The 16,787-nt window shown below is 65.3% G+C and carries 14 protein-coding genes; 4 read left to right on the forward strand and 10 right to left on the reverse strand.

The features are described from left to right. Window positions 1-27: 27 nt before the first annotated feature. The gene (locus RMCB_RS09075; RefSeq protein ID WP_234792051.1) at window positions 28-987 is read right to left on the reverse strand and encodes a LysR family transcriptional regulator; all 960 of its coding nucleotides are present in this window, start codon (window positions 985-987) and stop codon (window positions 28-30) included. 93 nt (window positions 988-1,080) lie between these two features. Between RMCB_RS09075 and RMCB_RS09080 the strand changes: the two genes are divergently transcribed. Genes RMCB_RS09080 through RMCB_RS09090 form a run of 3 tightly spaced genes read left to right on the forward strand, consistent with a single transcriptional unit; the run spans window position 1,081 to window position 5,110 of the window. After that, window positions 1,081-2,409, forward strand: coding sequence for an MFS transporter (locus RMCB_RS09080; protein WP_062828501.1), 1,329 nt, complete (start codon window positions 1,081-1,083; stop codon window positions 2,407-2,409). Beyond that, on the forward strand, window positions 2,406-3,152 hold the full coding sequence (locus RMCB_RS09085; protein WP_062828502.1) for a 3-hydroxybutyrate dehydrogenase: 747 nt from the start codon (window positions 2,406-2,408) through the stop codon (window positions 3,150-3,152). The genes RMCB_RS09080 and RMCB_RS09085 overlap by 4 nt, the downstream gene beginning before the upstream one ends. Window positions 3,153-3,178: 26 nt before the next feature. Beyond that, window positions 3,179-5,110, forward strand: coding sequence for an acetoacetate--CoA ligase (locus tag RMCB_RS09090; protein WP_062828562.1), 1,932 nt, complete (start codon window positions 3,179-3,181; stop codon window positions 5,108-5,110). 71 nt (window positions 5,111-5,181) lie between these two features. Here the strand turns inward: RMCB_RS09090 and RMCB_RS09095 are convergent, their stop codons facing one another. From RMCB_RS09095 to RMCB_RS09130, 8 genes are read right to left on the reverse strand one after another with little or no spacing between them, the layout of a single operon-like run. Next, on the reverse strand, window positions 5,182-6,336 hold the full coding sequence (locus RMCB_RS09095) for a pyridoxal phosphate-dependent aminotransferase (RefSeq protein ID WP_062828503.1): 1,155 nt from the start codon (window positions 6,334-6,336) through the stop codon (window positions 5,182-5,184). A gap of 14 nt (window positions 6,337-6,350) precedes the next feature. Then, complete coding sequence (locus tag RMCB_RS09100; RefSeq protein WP_062828504.1) at window positions 6,351-7,958, reverse strand: amidohydrolase; 1,608 nt, start codon at window positions 7,956-7,958, stop codon at window positions 6,351-6,353. Between the two features lie 6 nt (window positions 7,959-7,964). Next, window positions 7,965-9,311 carry a serine hydrolase domain-containing protein gene (locus RMCB_RS09105; protein ID WP_062828505.1) on the reverse strand — a complete coding sequence of 449 codons (1,347 nt, stop codon included), beginning with the start codon at window positions 9,309-9,311 and terminating at the stop codon, window positions 7,965-7,967. Continuing rightward, the gene (locus tag RMCB_RS09110) at window positions 9,308-10,117 is read right to left on the reverse strand and encodes an ABC transporter ATP-binding protein (RefSeq protein ID WP_062828506.1); all 810 of its coding nucleotides are present in this window, start codon (window positions 10,115-10,117) and stop codon (window positions 9,308-9,310) included. Before RMCB_RS09110 ends, RMCB_RS09105 begins: the two co-directional genes overlap by 4 nt. Then, window positions 10,107-11,099, reverse strand: a complete 993-nt coding sequence (locus RMCB_RS09115) for an ABC transporter ATP-binding protein (protein ID WP_062828507.1) — start codon at window positions 11,097-11,099, stop codon at window positions 10,107-10,109. Before RMCB_RS09115 ends, RMCB_RS09110 begins: the two co-directional genes overlap by 11 nt. After that, window positions 11,092-11,946 carry an ABC transporter permease gene (locus RMCB_RS09120; protein WP_084388406.1) on the reverse strand — a complete coding sequence of 285 codons (855 nt, stop codon included), beginning with the start codon at window positions 11,944-11,946 and terminating at the stop codon, window positions 11,092-11,094. Before RMCB_RS09120 ends, RMCB_RS09115 begins: the two co-directional genes overlap by 8 nt. Next, window positions 11,943-12,896 carry an ABC transporter permease gene (locus RMCB_RS09125; protein ID WP_029369433.1) on the reverse strand — a complete coding sequence of 318 codons (954 nt, stop codon included), beginning with the start codon at window positions 12,894-12,896 and terminating at the stop codon, window positions 11,943-11,945. Before RMCB_RS09125 ends, RMCB_RS09120 begins: the two co-directional genes overlap by 4 nt. Window positions 12,897-12,901: 5 nt before the next feature. Further along, complete coding sequence (locus tag RMCB_RS09130) at window positions 12,902-14,530, reverse strand: ABC transporter substrate-binding protein (protein ID WP_062828509.1); 1,629 nt, start codon at window positions 14,528-14,530, stop codon at window positions 12,902-12,904. Between the two features lie 130 nt (window positions 14,531-14,660). Here RMCB_RS09130 and RMCB_RS09135 point away from each other — a divergent pair, with 130 nt between their 5' ends. Next, window positions 14,661-15,314: a TetR/AcrR family transcriptional regulator C-terminal domain-containing protein gene (locus RMCB_RS09135; RefSeq protein WP_062828510.1), complete on the forward strand. Its 654-nt coding sequence runs from the start codon at window positions 14,661-14,663 to the stop codon at window positions 15,312-15,314. On the opposite strand, the gene RMCB_RS09140 is transcribed toward RMCB_RS09135, so the two are convergent. Then, window positions 15,311-16,762 carry an aromatic amino acid lyase gene (locus RMCB_RS09140; protein WP_062828511.1) on the reverse strand — a complete coding sequence of 484 codons (1,452 nt, stop codon included), beginning with the start codon at window positions 16,760-16,762 and terminating at the stop codon, window positions 15,311-15,313. The two genes, RMCB_RS09135 and RMCB_RS09140, sit on opposite strands and share 4 nt — an antisense overlap. Between the last annotated feature and the right edge of the window lie 25 nt (window positions 16,763-16,787).

Raw genomic sequence — 16,787 nt, forward strand, 5'->3', positions numbered from 1 at the left:
ATCCGGCGCGGGCCGCAAGCGTTCGAATCACCCTGGCGGGTAAGCATTGCCGCCGAGCAGCATGTCGCGCTGATCTTCCATGCGATCACGGATGGCGTCGACCACGGCGGCCACGACCGGCCTGCGCAGCGTCTCGGCCCGGGCCACCAGCCAGTAGCTCAACTGCGCCGAGACGGCATCGGGCAGCACGCGGACCAGATCGTCGTGCCGGTCGGCCATGAAGCACGGGAGCAGCCCGAGGCCGGCTGCGGCCCGGGTGGCCTCCACATGGACGAAGACGTTGGTGGAGGTGACCGATTCCCGCATGGCGGGCACGGAAGCGGTCGCGATGTCGAGATCGTCCACCTGCAGCATCGAATCGATGAAGTACACCAGGGGATGATCGGCGAGCGCGTCGACCGACTCGGGTGTGCCGTGTTCGGCGAGATACTCACGGGACGCGTAGAGCCCGAGGCGGTAGTCACCGAGCCGGATCGCCTCGGCTCGACGCACCTGCGGTGCTCCGACGACGATCTCGAGGTCCAGGCTGGAACGCTGCAGCGATGCGCGGCGCGTGGTCGCGACGATTTCGACGGCCACGCGCGGGTGCCGGCGTTGGACGTGCGCGGCGGCAGGTGCGGCGATGTAGGCGCTGAAACCGTCGGTCGCCGAGACGCGCACCACGCCCTCGAGCTGCCGCATCCCGGTGGCGCTGATCGAGCGGACCGCCGATTCCACGGTCTCGGCCGCTGCGAGCGCCTCGCGACCCAGGTCGGTCAGTTCCCAGCCGCTGGCGGCGCGGGTCAGCACGCGGCCACCGATGGACTGCTCGAGTGCGGCGATGCGCCGCGAGATCGTGGTGTGGTTGATGCCGAGCTCGTCGGCAGCCGTGGTGTAGCGGCCAGACCGTCCCACGGCCAGCAGCACCAGGAGATCGTCGGCGCTGGGTGGCCGGGCCCTGTCGCTCACATCTGCATTTTTGCAGAGGCAGGCTGCGGATCTGGTCATTGCGACGAGACAAACCTGCATGAATACTCACCGGCAGCTGTAAGACCCGTCACACTGGGTACAGGTATTGATTCACGTCATGAGGAGTCGCCGATGAGCGCGCCCATTCCGGCTGGACTGCGACGCGTCGTCGTCGCCTCGATGGCAGGCACGGTGGTGGAGTGGTACGAGTTCTTCCTCTATGGGACTGCGGCCACGCTCGTCTTCAACAAGGTGTTCTTCGCGCAGGGCGGCAATGATCTCGACGCCATCCTGGCCGCGTTCGTCACCTATGCCGTCGGCTTCGTCGCCCGCCCACTGGGCGGCATCGTGTTCGGCCATTACGGGGACAAATACGGTCGCAAGAAGCTCCTGCAGTTCAGCCTGCTGCTCGTGGGTGTGTCGACGTTCCTCATGGGTTGCCTGCCCACATTCGGCCAGATCGGCTATCTGGCCCCGACCCTGCTGGTGATCCTGCGGTTCCTGCAGGGCTTCGCCGTGGGCGGGGAATGGGGAGGTGCGGTGCTGCTGGTCGCCGAGCACAGCCCCAACCGCACCCGCGGGTTCTGGGCCAGCTGGCCGCAGGCGGGCGTCCCGGTCGGAAACATCCTGGCCACGGTCGTGCTGCTGGTGCTCTACGGCGGGTTGTCGCACGCCGACTTCCTGTCGTGGGGTTGGCGCGTGGCGTTCTGGCTGTCGGCCGTCGTGGTGCTGATCGGCTACTACATCCGCACCAAGGTCTCCGACGCCCCGATATTCCTTGCGGCGCAACAGGAAGCCGAGCAGATCAAGGAAAGCTCGTTCAGCGCCATCGAGGTGCTCAAGCGGTATCCGCGCGGTGTGCTGACCGCGATGGGACTGCGCTTCGGCGAGAACATCATGTACTACCTGGTGGTCACCTTCTCGATCACCTACCTCAAGGAACAGGTGCACTCCGACACCAGCGACATCCTGTGGTGGCTGCTGATCGCGCACACGGCGCATCTGGTTGCGATCCCGACGGTCGGTCGGCTCTCGGATCGGTACGGCCGTCGGCCCGTCTATTTCATCGGGGCAGCCGCGGCGGTGTGCTGGGGCTTCGTCGCCTACCCCATGATGGACACCGGCAAGTATCTGCCGATTGTCGCGGCGGTGACGCTCGGGTTGGTGATCCACGCGTTCATGTACGCGCCGCAGCCGGCGATCATGGCCGAGATGTTCCCGACCCGGATGCGTTATTCCGGTGTGTCCCTTGGTTATCAGGTGACTGCCATTGTCGCGGGGTCGTTGGCGCCCATCATCGCGGTGTGGTTGCTGCGCCAATACGACTCCTGGGTGCCGATCGCCGGGTACCTGGCCGCAGCGGCGCTCATCACCCTGGTCTCGGTGGTGTTCGCGCGGGAGACCAAGGGAATCGACCTGGTCGACATCGACACCGCCGACGCGGAAAGGGCGCTGACATGAGCGATCTGCGTGGGCGCACAGCGCTGGTCACCGGCGCCGCGAGCGGGATCGGCGCGGCCTGTGTGCATGCGCTTGCCGCGCGTGGGGCGACCGTGACGGTCGCCGACATCGACGCCGCAGGAGCCTCCGCCGTGGCGGCCAAGGTCGGTGGGAAGCCTTGGGCGATAGATCTTCTCAACGTCCACGCGCTCGAAGGCCTGCGGTTGGATTGCGACATTCTGGTCAACAACGCTGGGGTGCAGAGCATCAACCCGGTCGACGCGTTTCCGCCGGAGAAGTTCCGGATGCTGCTCGCCCTGATGGTCGAGGCGCCGTTTCTGCTGATCCGTGCCGCGTTGCCGCACATGTATGCGGGCGGGTTCGGCCGGATCATCAACATCTCCTCCGTGCACGGGCTGCGCGCATCGGAATTCAAGGCCGGCTATGTCACGGCCAAACATGCACTGGAGGGCCTGTCGAAGGTGACCGCGCTGGAAGGTGGTCCACACGGCGTCACCAGCAACTGCGTCAACCCTGGCTATGTGCGGACGCCGCTGGTGGCCAAACAGATCGCCGATCAGGCCCGCATTCACAACATTCCCGAGGACGAGGTGGTGGCCAAGGTCCTGCTTAAGGAGAGTGCCATCAAGGAGCTGGTCGAGCCCGAAGAGGTTGGCTCATTGGTAGGTTGGCTCGCATCGCCGGACGCCAGGATGGTGACCGGGGCCTCGTACACGATGGATGGTGGGTGGACCGCACGATGAGGCGCGCACGCGAGGAGCACGAAATGATGCCGTCCGCTCAGTGGGAGCCCACGCAGGCCGACATCGACAATGCGCAAGTCACGGACTTCGCACGGTTCGTGGCGGCGCGGGCAGGCCGCGAGCTGGCCGACTACCACGATTTGTGGCAGTGGTCGGTTGATGACCCTGCCGAGTTCTGGGCCGCGCTGTGGGACTACTTCGAACTCGGTGACCGGCCTGCCGAGGTGCTCACAGGCGAGTCGATGCCGGGTGCGCGCTGGTTTCCGGGTGCCCGGCTCAACTACGTCGACCAGATTCTGCGCAACGCCCGCACGGACCGGCCGGCGATCCTGACGGTCGCCGAAGGCGGTGCCGTCGCCGAGTTGTCGTGGTCTGAATTGCTGGCGCGGACAGCGACTTTCGCCGAAACCCTACGTTCCCTCGGGGTGCGGCCGGGGGACCGGGTGGTCGGCTACCTGCCGAACATCGCCGAGGCCGTCATCGCGTTTCTCGCCACCGCGAGCATCGGGGCGATCTGGAGTGCCTGCGGGCAGGACTACACCGCCAAGGCCGCGCTGGACCGGCTCGGCCAGCTGGAGCCGACGGTCTTGGTGACGGCGGACGGCTACCGGTTCGCCGGTAAAGACCACGACAAGAGCGAGGACATCGCCACGCTGCGCGCCGGGTTGCCGACGCTCAAGGCGGCTGTGCTGGTGTCGCGGCTGGGTTCCGCGCGCAGCGACTGGGTGGACTGGGAGTCGGCGAGCGCGCCCGGCGATGCCGAACTGGCCACCACTGCAGTAGATTTCGACCATCCGCTGTGGGTCCTGTATTCGTCGGGAACCACCGGGCTGCCGAAGGGTATCGTGCACGGCCACGGCGGGGTGCTCGTCGAACATCTCAAAGCTGTTGCCCTGCAGAGCGATATCGGTCGCGACGACACGTTCTTCTGGTACACCAGCCCCAGCTGGATGATGTGGAACTTCCAGGTGGCCGGCCTGCTGGTGGGCGCAACCATCGTCTGTTACGACGGCAGCCCCACCTATCCGCAGGCCGACGCACTGTGGGACATCGCGGCCACGGTCGGGGCCACCGTGCTCGGCACCAGCCCGGGTTACGTGTTGGCGTGCGCGAAAGCCGGTGCGGTACCGCGCAAACAGCACGACCTGTCGGCGCTGCGTAGTGTCGGGATCACCGGATCGTCGTTGCCGCCGTCCTCGGCACTGTGGCTACGGGATAACGTCGGCGAGCGGGTTCAGGTGAACTCGATCAGCGGCGGCACCGATGTGGTATCGGCGTTCATCGGCGGGGTCCCGACCGTGCCGGTGTGGCCCGGGGAGCTCTCCGCGCCGTTCCTCGGGGTGGCACTCGATGCCTGGGACGAGGCGGGCAATCCCGTACGCGGCGAGGTGGGCGAGCTGGTGATCACCAAACCGATGCCGTCCATGCCGATCTTCTTCTGGAACGACGCCGACGGATCCCGTTACCGCGAAGCCTATTTCGAGATGTTTCCGGGAGTATGGCGGCACGGCGACTGGATCACCATCACCGACCACGGCAGCGTCGTCGTGCACGGCCGCTCCGACTCGACCCTGAACCGGCACGGCATCCGGATGGGCAGCGCCGACATCTATCAGTCGGTCGAGCGGCTGCCCGAAATCGTCGAGTCGCTCGTGATCGGCGCCGAACAGCCCGACGGCGGCTACTGGATGCCGTTGTTCGTCGTGCTGGCCGACGGGATCGAGCTCACCGACGAGCTGCGCGACCGCATCAAGCAGACCATCCGCACCGAGGTGTCGCCACGTCACGTGCCCGACGAGATCATCGTCGCTCCAGGCGTTCCGCATACCCGCACCGGCAAGAAGCTCGAGGTGCCGATCAAGAAGCTGTTCCAGGGCGCCGACCCGGCCAAGGTCGTCGAGCGCAGCGCGGTGGACAATCCGGATCTGCTGGATTGGTACGCGGCTATCAAGCGATAGACCCGCCGAGACTACGGGTTTTGCTGCGAAATCGCCGATTTCCCGTCAAAAAGCGTAGTTTCGGCGCGGGCTCAGCGCTGCAGCCACGGTCCGATCCGGCGCAGCGCCTCTTCGACGTCGCTCGTCGGCCCGGCGAACGACAGTCGGACGTAGGAACCGCCCCGGACGGTGTCGAAGTCGATGCCGGGCGCGATGGCAACACCGGTATCTGCCAACAACTTCGAGCAGAACGACAGCGAGTCGTCGGTGACGTCGCTGACATCTGCGTACACGTAGAACGCGCCGTCCGTCGGAGCCAGCCGGTCGATCCCGATCTCACGCAACCCGTCGAGCAACAGTCTGCGGTTGTCGGCGTAGTGGGCCAGCAGCCCGTCGGCCTCGGCCAGCGACTCCGGAGTGAACGCGGCCACCGCGGCATGCTGCGCCAGGGCCGGCGGGCAGATGGTGAAGTTGCCGGTCAGGCAGTCCACTGCGCGGCGCAGTTCCTCCGGCACCAGCAGCCAACCCAGCCGCCAGCCGGTCATCGCGAAGTACTTCGAAAAGCTGTTGACCACCACGGCATCTCGTGAGGTCTCCCACGCGCAGCTGGTCGCGGGCGCACCCGCGTACACCAGGCCGTGGTACACCTCGTCGCTGATCAGCCGCACACCCGACGCCGCACACCACGATGCGATCGCGGCAAGCTCGTCAGGCGCGATGACGGTCCCGGTCGGGTTCGCGGGACTGGCCACGATGACGCCGGCCACCGGCGGATCCAGCTCTTCGAGCATGCTGAGCGTGGGTTGGAACCGGGTTTCGGGGCCGCACGGAATCTCGACGACTTCACAGCCAAGGGCGGTGAGGATGTTGCGGTAACACGGGTAGCCGGGACTGGCGATCGCCACCCGATCGCCGACGTCGAAACAGGCCAGGAAGGTCAGCAGGAATCCCCCGGACGATCCCGTGGTGAGCACGACGTCGTCGACGCCGACTTCGATGTCGTACTTGCGGTACGACGCAGCGATCCGTGCGCGCAGCTCCGGGATACCCAGCGCGACGGTATAGCCGAGCTGGTTGCCGCGGATCGCTGCGACGGCAGCTTCACGCACCGCGGCCGGTGGCCCCGCACTGGGCTGCCCTGCCGACAAATTCACGAGGTCACCGTGGGTGCGCTGACGTTCAGCGGCCGCCAGCCACACGTCCATGACATGGAAAGGCGGGATACCCGAGCGCAACGAGACGTCCATCTCAGCCAGGCTAGTCACCTCTCGAAGACGCGTTGACCGTTGACGTAGGTCTGTGCGACCCGCACCGTGTGCAGATCGTCGTCAGCGACGTTGCTGAGCGGCCCCTCCAGCACGACGAGGTCGGCTTCGAGCCCAGGCGAGAGAGACCCGCGTACGGACTCCTGACGTGATGCGTAGGCGCTGCCGGCTGTGCCGGCGACCAGGGCGTCCCGCCTTGTCAACCGTTCCGCAGGAAAGAACGTGTCACCCGAGCCGGGATAGCTGCGATTCACCGCGACGTGGATCTGGTCGAACGGGTTCGGGCTCGAAACCGGCCAATCGCTCCCGTTGGCCAACTGCACCCCGCAATGTGCCATGGTCGCGAATTCGTACTGGTGCGCAAAGAGTTCCGCCGGCAGGTACGGGAGCGCCATGTCGGTCATCTGGTCGTCGTTCTGAGCCCAGAAAGGCTGAATGTTGGCGATGATGCCTTTGGCGGCCATCCGCTGTATGAGGCCGGGATTCGTCAACTGGAGGTGTGCGATCTGGTGGCGGCGACCGGTGCCGTCGGTCGCCTCGAGCATTTCGACGGTATCGGCGACGGCGCGATCACCGATGGCGTGGAAGTGCAGGTCGAACCCCGCGCGGTCGAGCGCGATGACGATGGGCTGCAGTTCGGACTTGTCGAAGAACGTCAGACCGGTCGGATACTCGGTGCCGGTGCGATACGGCACACTGACTGCGGCGGTGAATGTCTCGCATACACCGTCGTACATGATCTTGGCGCCAGTGAGCTGAAACCGCGATGTCGCGGGAACCTCGGCCCGCAGTCCGACGAAAGTCTCTACGCAGTCGGAGAATTCGGTACGCGGCACCCAGAGGTTCCCGGTCACCCGCGTCAGCAGTTCACCGGTGTCGGCCGCACGGCGATACACACTGAGCACATCGGTGGTCGGCACGAAGTCGCCGACGATCGCCTCTTGCCATCCGGTCACCCCGAGGGACAGCAGCCGACTCTGCGCGGCGAGAAGCCCTGCCATCCGGGCCCGGTCATCCAGTTGCGGCAGAAGGTCGGAGACCAATTGCATGGCGGATTCATGCAGCAGCCCGGCCGGTGAACCGTCGGGGAGCCGTTCGATGCGGCCGCCGGGCGGGTCGGCGAGGTCGGCCGTGATGCCGGCGAGTCGCAGCGCCGCCGAATTGACCCAGGCGCTGTGACCGTCGCGGTTGGAGAGGTACGCCGGCCGCGCTCCTGTGATGCTGTCGAGGCTTTCGAGCATCGTGCCCATGTGGCGGAAGTGGCTCAGCGACCAGCCACGACCCACGATCCAGTCCGCGTCCGGGTTGTCGGTCACGTACCGAGCGATGGTCGCCAGAGCGTCATCACGGCTGACTGCGTCGGACAGATCGCAACGCATCAGCTCGACCCCGGATTCGACGGCATGCACGTGCGCGTCGGTCATCCCAGGCAGAACGGCGGCACCAGCGACATCGATGACGTGTACGCCGAGAGTCGACGGCACGTCGGCCATCGGTACGACCGCGGAAATGTGGTGGTCCTCGACCAGAATGCCCCAGCGGTCCGTGGTGCCGGTGAGAGGCAGTTCGGCGTCGACGAACAGCGTCCGCTCAGTATTCGACATCAGTTGTCATCCCTTCGTGGCCAGCCGGTCGGCAATGCGCAAATGCGTGACGCGGCCCGTGGGTCCGCGCCGATATTCGATGACGCCACCAGCTTCGGCCTCCGGAGCCACGACCATCAGTGCGTTGTCCGAGATCCTCACCACCCGTTGAGCCGTGAGCGGGGCGAGCCGGTACTGGCCGTCCTCGAGGGGACGCATGTGCGCCTCGATCTGAAGTTCGTCGTCGGCGGCCCTGGTCACCCGGATGGTGCCGTAGATTCCGGCGTCGTAATCACCTTCGAAATCGGCTTGGTCGATTGGCAGACGCGTTGGTTGTGGCCAGGGGTCAACACCGGTCACCGCCTGTACGACAGCACGGTCCAGCGCTCGGTGCAGGCGTTCCCCATCGGCAGAGTTGGTGAGCACCACCATGCACAACCGCTGGTCGAGGAGCATCGTCATGCGTGCGCAGTAGCCGGTGGTGAGGCCGTCATGCCATGCGATACGTTGTCCGCCAATGTCATCCAGATACCACGCGAGCGCAAAGTGCTGTCCTGGGTTGCCCCGATTGAACTGAGGACTCAGCAGGATTGCGGGTTCCTTACCGGACAGCAGGTAGTCACCGTAGGCGACCATGTCGCTTGCGGTACTTACGATTCCGCCACCGGGCACATCCCAGCTGGGGAGCTGCCAGTGTCGTTGCCACCCCGCATCGCGTAACACCCAAGCGTCGGCGTGCGGGGCGGCCACGCGATGGGTGATGGCTTCATCCGCGGTTGTGAACGAGTGGTACATGCCCAAGGGGTGCAGGATTCGCTCGGCCAGCAGATCCGGGTAGGCGCGGCCTTCGAGCCGTTCGATGATGGCTGCTGCCAGCATGATTCCCGCGTTGCTGTACGACCACGTCGTACCCGGGGCGAAGTCGAGGGGACGCTCGCTGAGCTCGCACAGCGCGACGGCGAGAGTATCGTCGGCATTGCCGGCGAGCAACCGCGGAGCGTTCGCGATCATCGGGTCCCCGGACACGCCCGAAGAATGAGTGAGCAGATGTCTGACGGTGATTCTCGGGTCGACGGTGACGTCATCGAGGACATCGGTAACGGGCCGGTCGAGTGTCAATCGCCCGGCGTCGACCAGCCGAGCGATGAGCAGTGCCACGAAAGTCTTTGAAATGGAACCGATCTGAAAGATCGTGTGCTCGGTGACCGGTAGGGGATCCTCCAGGCTCGTCACCCCGTATCCGAGGAATGTGCTGTCCCCGCGCAGGCTGATACCCACGGCGATACCCGGCACTGCACTGCCTGCGTCTCCCGCGACGACATCCGCTACGACGTCACGCAGCTGCGACAGCGTGACAGGTCGGTTGCTGGTCATCGGTTGAGCGCAGCGACCGCTTCAGGTCGCCATCCGGGGCGCGGTACCGAGGCGAGCAGCACTTGGGTATACGGATGTGTCGGGCGCGTCAGAACGTCGTCGACTGAACCACTCTCGACGACTTCGCCGCGGCTCATCACATGCACGTGATCGCACACCTGCCGGACGACGCCCAAATCGTGAGTGATGAACAGAAACGCCAGTCCACGCTCGGCGCGAATCGTGTTGAGCAGGTTGAGGATCTGTGCCTGCACTGATACGTCCAGCGCGGACACGGCCTCGTCGAGCACGAGCAGGTCAGGGTCGGCGGCGAGTGCGCGCGCGATCGCGACCCGCTGCCGCTGGCCGCCCGACAGTGAACCTGGTTTGCGTTCGGACATATTGGTTTGCAGCCCCACCGAGGTCAACAGGTCGGCGATTCGGTCCTTACGTTCTTTCTCGGGCAGGCCGAGGTGGAAACGGATGACCTCGTGCAGCGCAGATCCGACCGTCTGCATGGGATCCAGCGATGAATATGGATTCTGGAACACCATCTGTATCCGGCGGGCGCGTCGCGCAACGTGGCTGCGGCCGTTACGGACCGGCTGGCCGTCGAGCAGCACGGAACCACTCGTGGCAGTTTCGAGTCCCATCACGATGCGGGCCAGAGTCGATTTGCCCGAGCCGGATTCACCGACGAGTGCTACGGCGTCGCCGGTGTGGACGTCGAGCGATACGCCGCGCAATGCCTGTACCGATGCCGCGCCGCGGCGGGCACGGAACGTCTTGGTCAACTCCCGGACCTCCAGCGATACGCTATGCCGCATCGTGAACTCCGCTCGGCGTCGTCCCCGGGGTCATCGGATGGACGCAGGCATACCCGAGTCGTTCGTCTTCGGCTGTCCACGCGGGCAACTCGACACATACGTCGGTGGCGCGTGGGCAGCGCTCGCGGAATACGCATCCGGTGAGTGGCTGGGCGAGGGTGGGTGGCTGTCCTGCGATCACCGGTAGGGTCTCGTGACGCCGTGAAACATCGGGCTGGCACCGCAGCAACGCGTTGGTGTATGGATGGCGACCGCCGCGCTCCACGGTGCGGGTATCGCCGATCTCGACGATGCGGCCCGCGTAGGCCACGGCGATGCGGTCGCAAAAGGCAAGTGCGAGTTCGAGGTTGTGGGTGATGAACACCGTCGACACCTGCCGCTCTCGACGTGCCCGGTCCAGGAGATCGATCACCAATGCCTGGGTGGTGTTGTCGAGCGCGGTGGTCGGCTCATCGGCGATCAGCAGGTCCGGGTTGGGCAACAGCGCGGCAGCGATACAGATGCGCTGAAGCTGTCCGCCGGAGAACTCGTGCGGGTACCGGTCGAGCAATGCACGCGGATCGTTCAGGCCCATCGAGGTGAGCATCTCCGCGGCCTTCAGCAACGCTTCGGTGCGACGCATCCGGCGCTCATAGACCAGCACCTCGGTGAGGTAGTCGCCCACGGTGCGGGTCGGGTCCATGACCGAGGCAGGGTCCTGGAAGATCACTCCGACGTGCTTGGATCGCCAGCGCCGCATGGTCTCGGCATCGGTGACGTCATAAGTGTGGGAACCGAATTGGATCGTGCCGCTGGCGGACATGCCGGCGGGTGGTATGCCGAGGATGGATCTCGCCGTGACGGACTTGCCGCTGCCGGACTCGCCGACCACGCCCAGACACTCGCCGGGGGCGAGCGCGAACGACACGTCGGCGATGACGGGACGTGCCGCCGACGGCAGGTGGACCGTGAGGCCGTCGACGGTGAGGAGTGATTCAGACATGGAAGCGCTTTCCGAGGTGGTCGCCGATGATGTTGAAGGCGAAGACCGTGAGGAAGATCGCCAGCCCCGCGTACAGCGACTCCTGCGGGAAGCCGCGGACGATGCTCGATTGTCCGGCAGAAATCATTGTGCCCCAGTCTGATTGCGGCGGTTGTACGCCGAGCCCGAGATAGGACACGGCGGCCATGTCGATGATGGCGTACCCGAACAGCACCGTGACCTGCGCCGTGATCAGACCGGCGAGATTCGGCAGCAGATGCAGACCGATCACGCGGGAAGACCGGAAACCCTGCAGGCGTAACGCGGAGATATACGGTTGCGCAACTTGCTGTAGCGCCGCCGAGCGTGTGATGCGCCCGACGTAGGGAACATACGCGATGGCCAGGGCGATCGCCGCCGCGGTGAGTCCAGCTCCGAACAGCGCGGTCGCGGCGAGCGCGAGCAGCAGCGCAGGCAGCACCAGGATCGTGTCGAAAACGCGCGAGACGATGCCGTCGGCGCGTCGCTGCCACGCCCCCGTCAGCGCCAGCGCGACGCCGATGACCGCTGCGAGCCCGACGATCAGCGTTGCACCGAACATCGTTGTGCGGGCGCCGAACACGAGCCGCGAAAAGATGTCTCTGCCGGAGGCGTCGGTGCCGAGCAGATGGTCGAGACTGGACTCGAGATAAGCTCCGCCCAACGAGCCTGCATCGGGGTCGTGCGGTGCGATCACCGGGGCCGCCACGGCCATCAGCACGACCAGCAGGAGAAAACCGGCTGCCAGGCGGACGGTCCAGGGCGACGAGAATCGTGCGGCAGTGTTACGCAAGAAGCTGTAACGTCCCGCGGTCACGGCGGCGGTCATGATGCGACCAGTCCTTCGGCTATCCGAGGATCGAGCAAGCCGTAGATGATGTCGACGACCGTACTGAGCAGAATGAACACGACGATCAGGATCAGCACGATGGCCTGGGCCAGAGCGAAGTCGTTCTGTGAGATCGCCTGCACCAGAAGTGATCCGATCCCATCGAGGCCGAATGCGGTCTCCACGACAACCGTTCCGGCGATGAGGCCTGCGATACTCAGCCCGCCGACGGTGACGACCGGCAACAGCCCATTGCGAATCGTGTGCCGCATCGTCACGGTTCGGCGCCGGATACCGCGGGCGCTGGCAGCCCAGACGAAATCGAGTGATTTGGTCTGATTGATCGAAGCTCTGGTGACCTTCCCGATGTAGGCGACATTCGACAACGCCAATGCGATCGCGGGCAGTGTCAGAGAGTACAGCCGCGAGCCGAAGTCACTGCCAGAGCCGTACGCGGGGAAGATCGGGAACTGCACGGCGAAGGTCGAGATCAACACCGTTGCAGCGACGAAGGCCGGGATGGCGATCCCTGCCGAGTAGCAGAACCTGAGTACTCCGTCCAGCCATCCGGACCGCAGCGCCGCGAGCGCGCCAGTGCTGACCCCGATCGTCAGAATGAGGATCCCCGCATACACGACGAGGAATGCCGTCGTGGTCAGGTGATTGCCCAACAGGCTGCTGACACTGTCGCGGTAGAGAAAGGACGTGCCGAAATCGCCACGCAGGGAGCTGCTCAGCCAGTGCCAGTACTGTCCCAGCAGTCCCTCGTCGAGGTGGTACTGCTGGCGCACGCGAGCGATCTGCTCGGGTGAGACGTTGCGTCCGCCGAGCAGCAGCGACAGCGAGCTCGTCGGCGAAAAGTACATCGCCGCATACACCAGGAAACTCGCCACCGCTGCTGTCACCGCCGCGAACGCGAGGCGCTTGAGGACGAACCCCACGTACCTCATCGGATTCAGCGCGCGCCCAACAAGGCTGCCCACGGGTAGGACAGCTGCACGAAAGATACAGGCGCACCGGTCACCCGCTTGTTCATAAAGAGGGTGTTGGCTTCCTCGGCAACCGGTATCCACGGCAGATCCGCCATGATCTGCTGCTGTCCCTTTGTGACGAGTTGCGCGCGGGCGGTGTCATCGGAGGTGGCCCTGGCCTCGGTGAGCGACGAGTTCACGGTCGGGTTGTCGTACCCGAAGGTCAGGCTGCTCGCACCCTTGACGAACATTCCGTACCAGGAAAGCGGATCGTTCAGGTCGGGGTACCAGTCGGTCTCGAACGCATCGACGCCCTTTTGCAGACTGGCATCCCCGAAGATCGAGTTGTACGTCTTCACAGGGATGGGCTTGAGGGTGATGTTGAGCCCGATCTGCTTGCCGGTCTGCTGAATGGAGTCGAAGATCGTTGCGACATACTGCGATGCGCCTCCCGCGTACGCAAGCACGATCTCGTCTTTCGGGGAGCCGGCCTCGCTGACCAGCTTCTTGGCCTCATCGAGGTTCTGCGTCAAGGCCGGCAGATCGTCGTATGCCTTCGAATAGACGTCTTTGGCGTAGGTCCAGGTCTGAGGTGTTGCCAATGCCTTGACCGGTAGGGCTGCGCCCGCGAACGCGTTGGAGATGATCCCGTCCCGATCAAGCGAAAGTGCCAATGCGCGACGGATTTTCGGGTCCTTGAGAGGCCCGGACTCGGCCGAGATGATCAGCGAGAACACGATAGGGCTGCGCGCGTAGTAGACAGACCCTACCGACGAGCTGGAGAGCCGGCCCAAGCCGTCCCACGGCAACTGGTAGCTGCCGTCCACCTGACCGCTGAGCAGGGCGTTGGCCAGCGTGGCCCCGTCGCCGATGAAAGTAAACGTGACATTGTCGACCTTGGGTGCCAACGAGGTGTCCCAGTAGTTCGGATTGCGTTGGATCGTCAAGTCCTTGCCGGGCGTCCAACTGCCGAACCTGAACGGTCCCGAACACATTGCGCCGCCCGTGGGGCTGCCGTACTTGTCACCTTGCGCCTGGGCATAGGCCTGCTTCACGACTGTGCCCGCGGGACTGGCCATCGCACGATTGAATTCTGCGTTGGGGGTGTTCAGGTGCACCGTGATCTGGTGATCGCCGGTCTTGTCGATGGACTTCACCTGCGTGAAGGCCTCCGCGTAGTACGAGTTGAGCGATGTGTCCTTGTTCCGCATGAGGCTGAAGATCACGTCTTCGGGCGTCACGGCCGTACCGTCCCAGAACTTCGCCGCGGGATTGAGGTCGTAAACCCAGTCTGTCGGCGTCGGGTTGCTTGCCTTGGTGGCCAACGCCGGGTCGATCTTCGACGCGTCGGTCGGAGGCACCCGAAGCAAGGTGTCGCACAAGTTGGCGATGACTTGATTTTCGGCGTAGTTGCCGGAGTGCACCGGGTCGAGACTGGACGGCTCGTATTGCAGATTCCAGGTCACCTTGTCGAGGTGGCCGGTCGCCGCCGGACTTGTCGTCGTGTAATCGATCTGCCCTGCACCTGCCTGGGGGCGCTGGCCACTCGAACAACCGGCCAACAGCGCCACGGTGGTGACACCGGCGAGCGTGGTGAGAATTCGCTTGTGCATCTGTCCATCCCAGGTGGGTAGTCGAGGCGTGCGGTCTGCGACAACCGCGCTAAAATTAATGACAGTAATTTTTAGGAGAGTCAGTAGACTCTGTCAAGGATCAAACTTGGGTTGGAGGCGCAGGTCCGGCATGCGAGAGGCGAAGCGCCCGGCTGGTAGGCCACGAACCAAACTGCTTGACCGTGAGAAGATCACGGCCGCGGCCTTCGAGTTGTTCTCGGACGGCGAGGACTTCACCATGGCCCAGTTGGCCGAGAAGCTAGGTGTGCGCCCGCCGGCCCTGTACAACCACGTGCGGGACCGGCGCGCACTGGTCAATCTCGTTCGTACCGAGGTTGCCGCCCGCATCGACACCAGCTCGTTCGCCGACCACGAGTGGGACGCGGCGATCGTGCCGTGGGCACGGTCGTATCGCACGGCGTTCGCCACGAGCCCGCAACTGATCGCTCAACTCGCGGTGGTTCCGATCGACGGGACGGAAGCCTCGATTCAGGGGTACGAGACCATCACGCGGTGCATGCTGCGGGGTGGCTGGCCCGAAGCGTCGATAGTGCCGGTGATCGTTGCGCTCGAATCCTTCATCATCGGTTCATCACTCGACGTACTCGCTGCGCCCGGCAACCTTGATCCCGTCGGCGACGAGGAGCGTGTGCCCGCTTTCGCCGCGGCGCTGGCGGCCTCACGGGACAGCGCGACGGTCATGGCCGACGCTGCCTTCGAGGTCGGGCTCGAGGCGCTCATCGCGGGCCTGCGGCTCACCCTGGCCAGCTTGAAAGCAGGCTAGTCACCGGAATCCGAAACCAGCCGACCCAGGTCGTCGAGCAGCTCTTCGGCTGCCGCCAGATCCCCGCGCAGGTCGCGGTCCTGGTCGTTCCACGGCAGTACCGAGGCCAGGGTCAGGGCCTCGCCGAGCACCCCGGTGAACCGCTCGTGCAGTCCGCGCTGCCGAAGCAGCCGTAGTGCGCCGACCAATTCGCAGGCCAGCAGTACGCGGTACGCGGCGACCGACCGTTCGAGTTGAAGCGTGCCCTGAGACGCGAACGTGGCGTCCTCCTCGGCGCCCCGGGACAGTACGAGGGTGCCGACGGACGCGGGCTGCGCCGCCGCTCGGATCTCGGCTATGGCACCGGCGGCGACGTATTCGACCATCATCAGTCCTGATGACCCGTCTTTGCCGGTGGCCAGAAATGCGTTGTGGCCGTTGGTCTCCGGGTCGTTGAGCATCCGGATGCGCGAATGCGTGATGGGTGCGGTGAGCGCCAAGGCCAGGGTGGTGCCGTCGAGCTCGAGCGACAACGACGCCTGATAGAACGCGCCGTGGTGGACGACCATGTCGCCCTCGATGTCGAACAGGGGATTCTCCTGTGCGGCATTGAGGGTGCGTTCCAGTTGCCGCCCAAGTGAATCCAGGGAATTGACGACGCTGGCGTGCGCGACCGGGTAGACGCGCAGGCCGTACGGATCCTGGATGCGGCGCGGCTCGCGATCGTCTCGCCCGTCGCCCGCGGACAGCCACCGCAACCGTCCGGCGACCGTATCGACGTGCGGGGCCGCTGCGGCGCGGGCGGCGGTAGCCGAGAACGTGGACGGGTTACCGTCGAGCGCAAGGAAACTGAGCATGTAGATGACGCTGGACGCCCGCTCCAACCGCTGCAGCTCATCGAGGGCGAGGCAGGTGCGCCCGACGGTGAGGGCGCTGCTGCTCATGAACGGCAGTGCGCTGTCGGCGCCCCACGGCTGCATCGGAGGCAGGGGAGTTTTCGCGGGCCGTTCGCCGATCAACGTCAGGGCGGTGCCGGCCAGTGCGGCGAGGTCGCCGGTACCGATCGACGCGTACTGGAGAACATCCGGCAGGGCATCGTCGTTGAGCATGCGCGCCAGCGCGGACAGGATCTTCGGGTCGAGCCCCGCGCCGGGCGTGCACAGCTGAATCAGACGCACGGCGAGCATCGCCCGGACAGTTCTGTCGGCGAGTGGGTCGCCGGCATCCACGGCGTGACTGCGCAGCAGCCGCATCCCGTAGTCCTTGTCATCGGCAAGAACCTGGGTGGTCCGATTCGCGCCGACCCCGGTGGTGCGCCCGTAGGTGGGAAAGCGTGTGCTCAGATCGGCCGCGCGGTGGTAGGCCTGCTCGACGCCGGCGAGGACGTTCGCGGAGATCGACACCTGTTCACGGCGGTCTGCGAGCGTCACGACATCGGCAATCGTGCCCGTCCCGTTCAGCACAACCATGTAATTCTCCTCAATCTCTACCGCT

It is taken from the genome of Mycolicibacterium brisbanense (assembly GCF_001570425.1).
GTDB classification, from domain to species: Bacteria; Actinomycetota; Actinomycetes; order Mycobacteriales; family Mycobacteriaceae; genus Mycobacterium; species Mycobacterium brisbanense.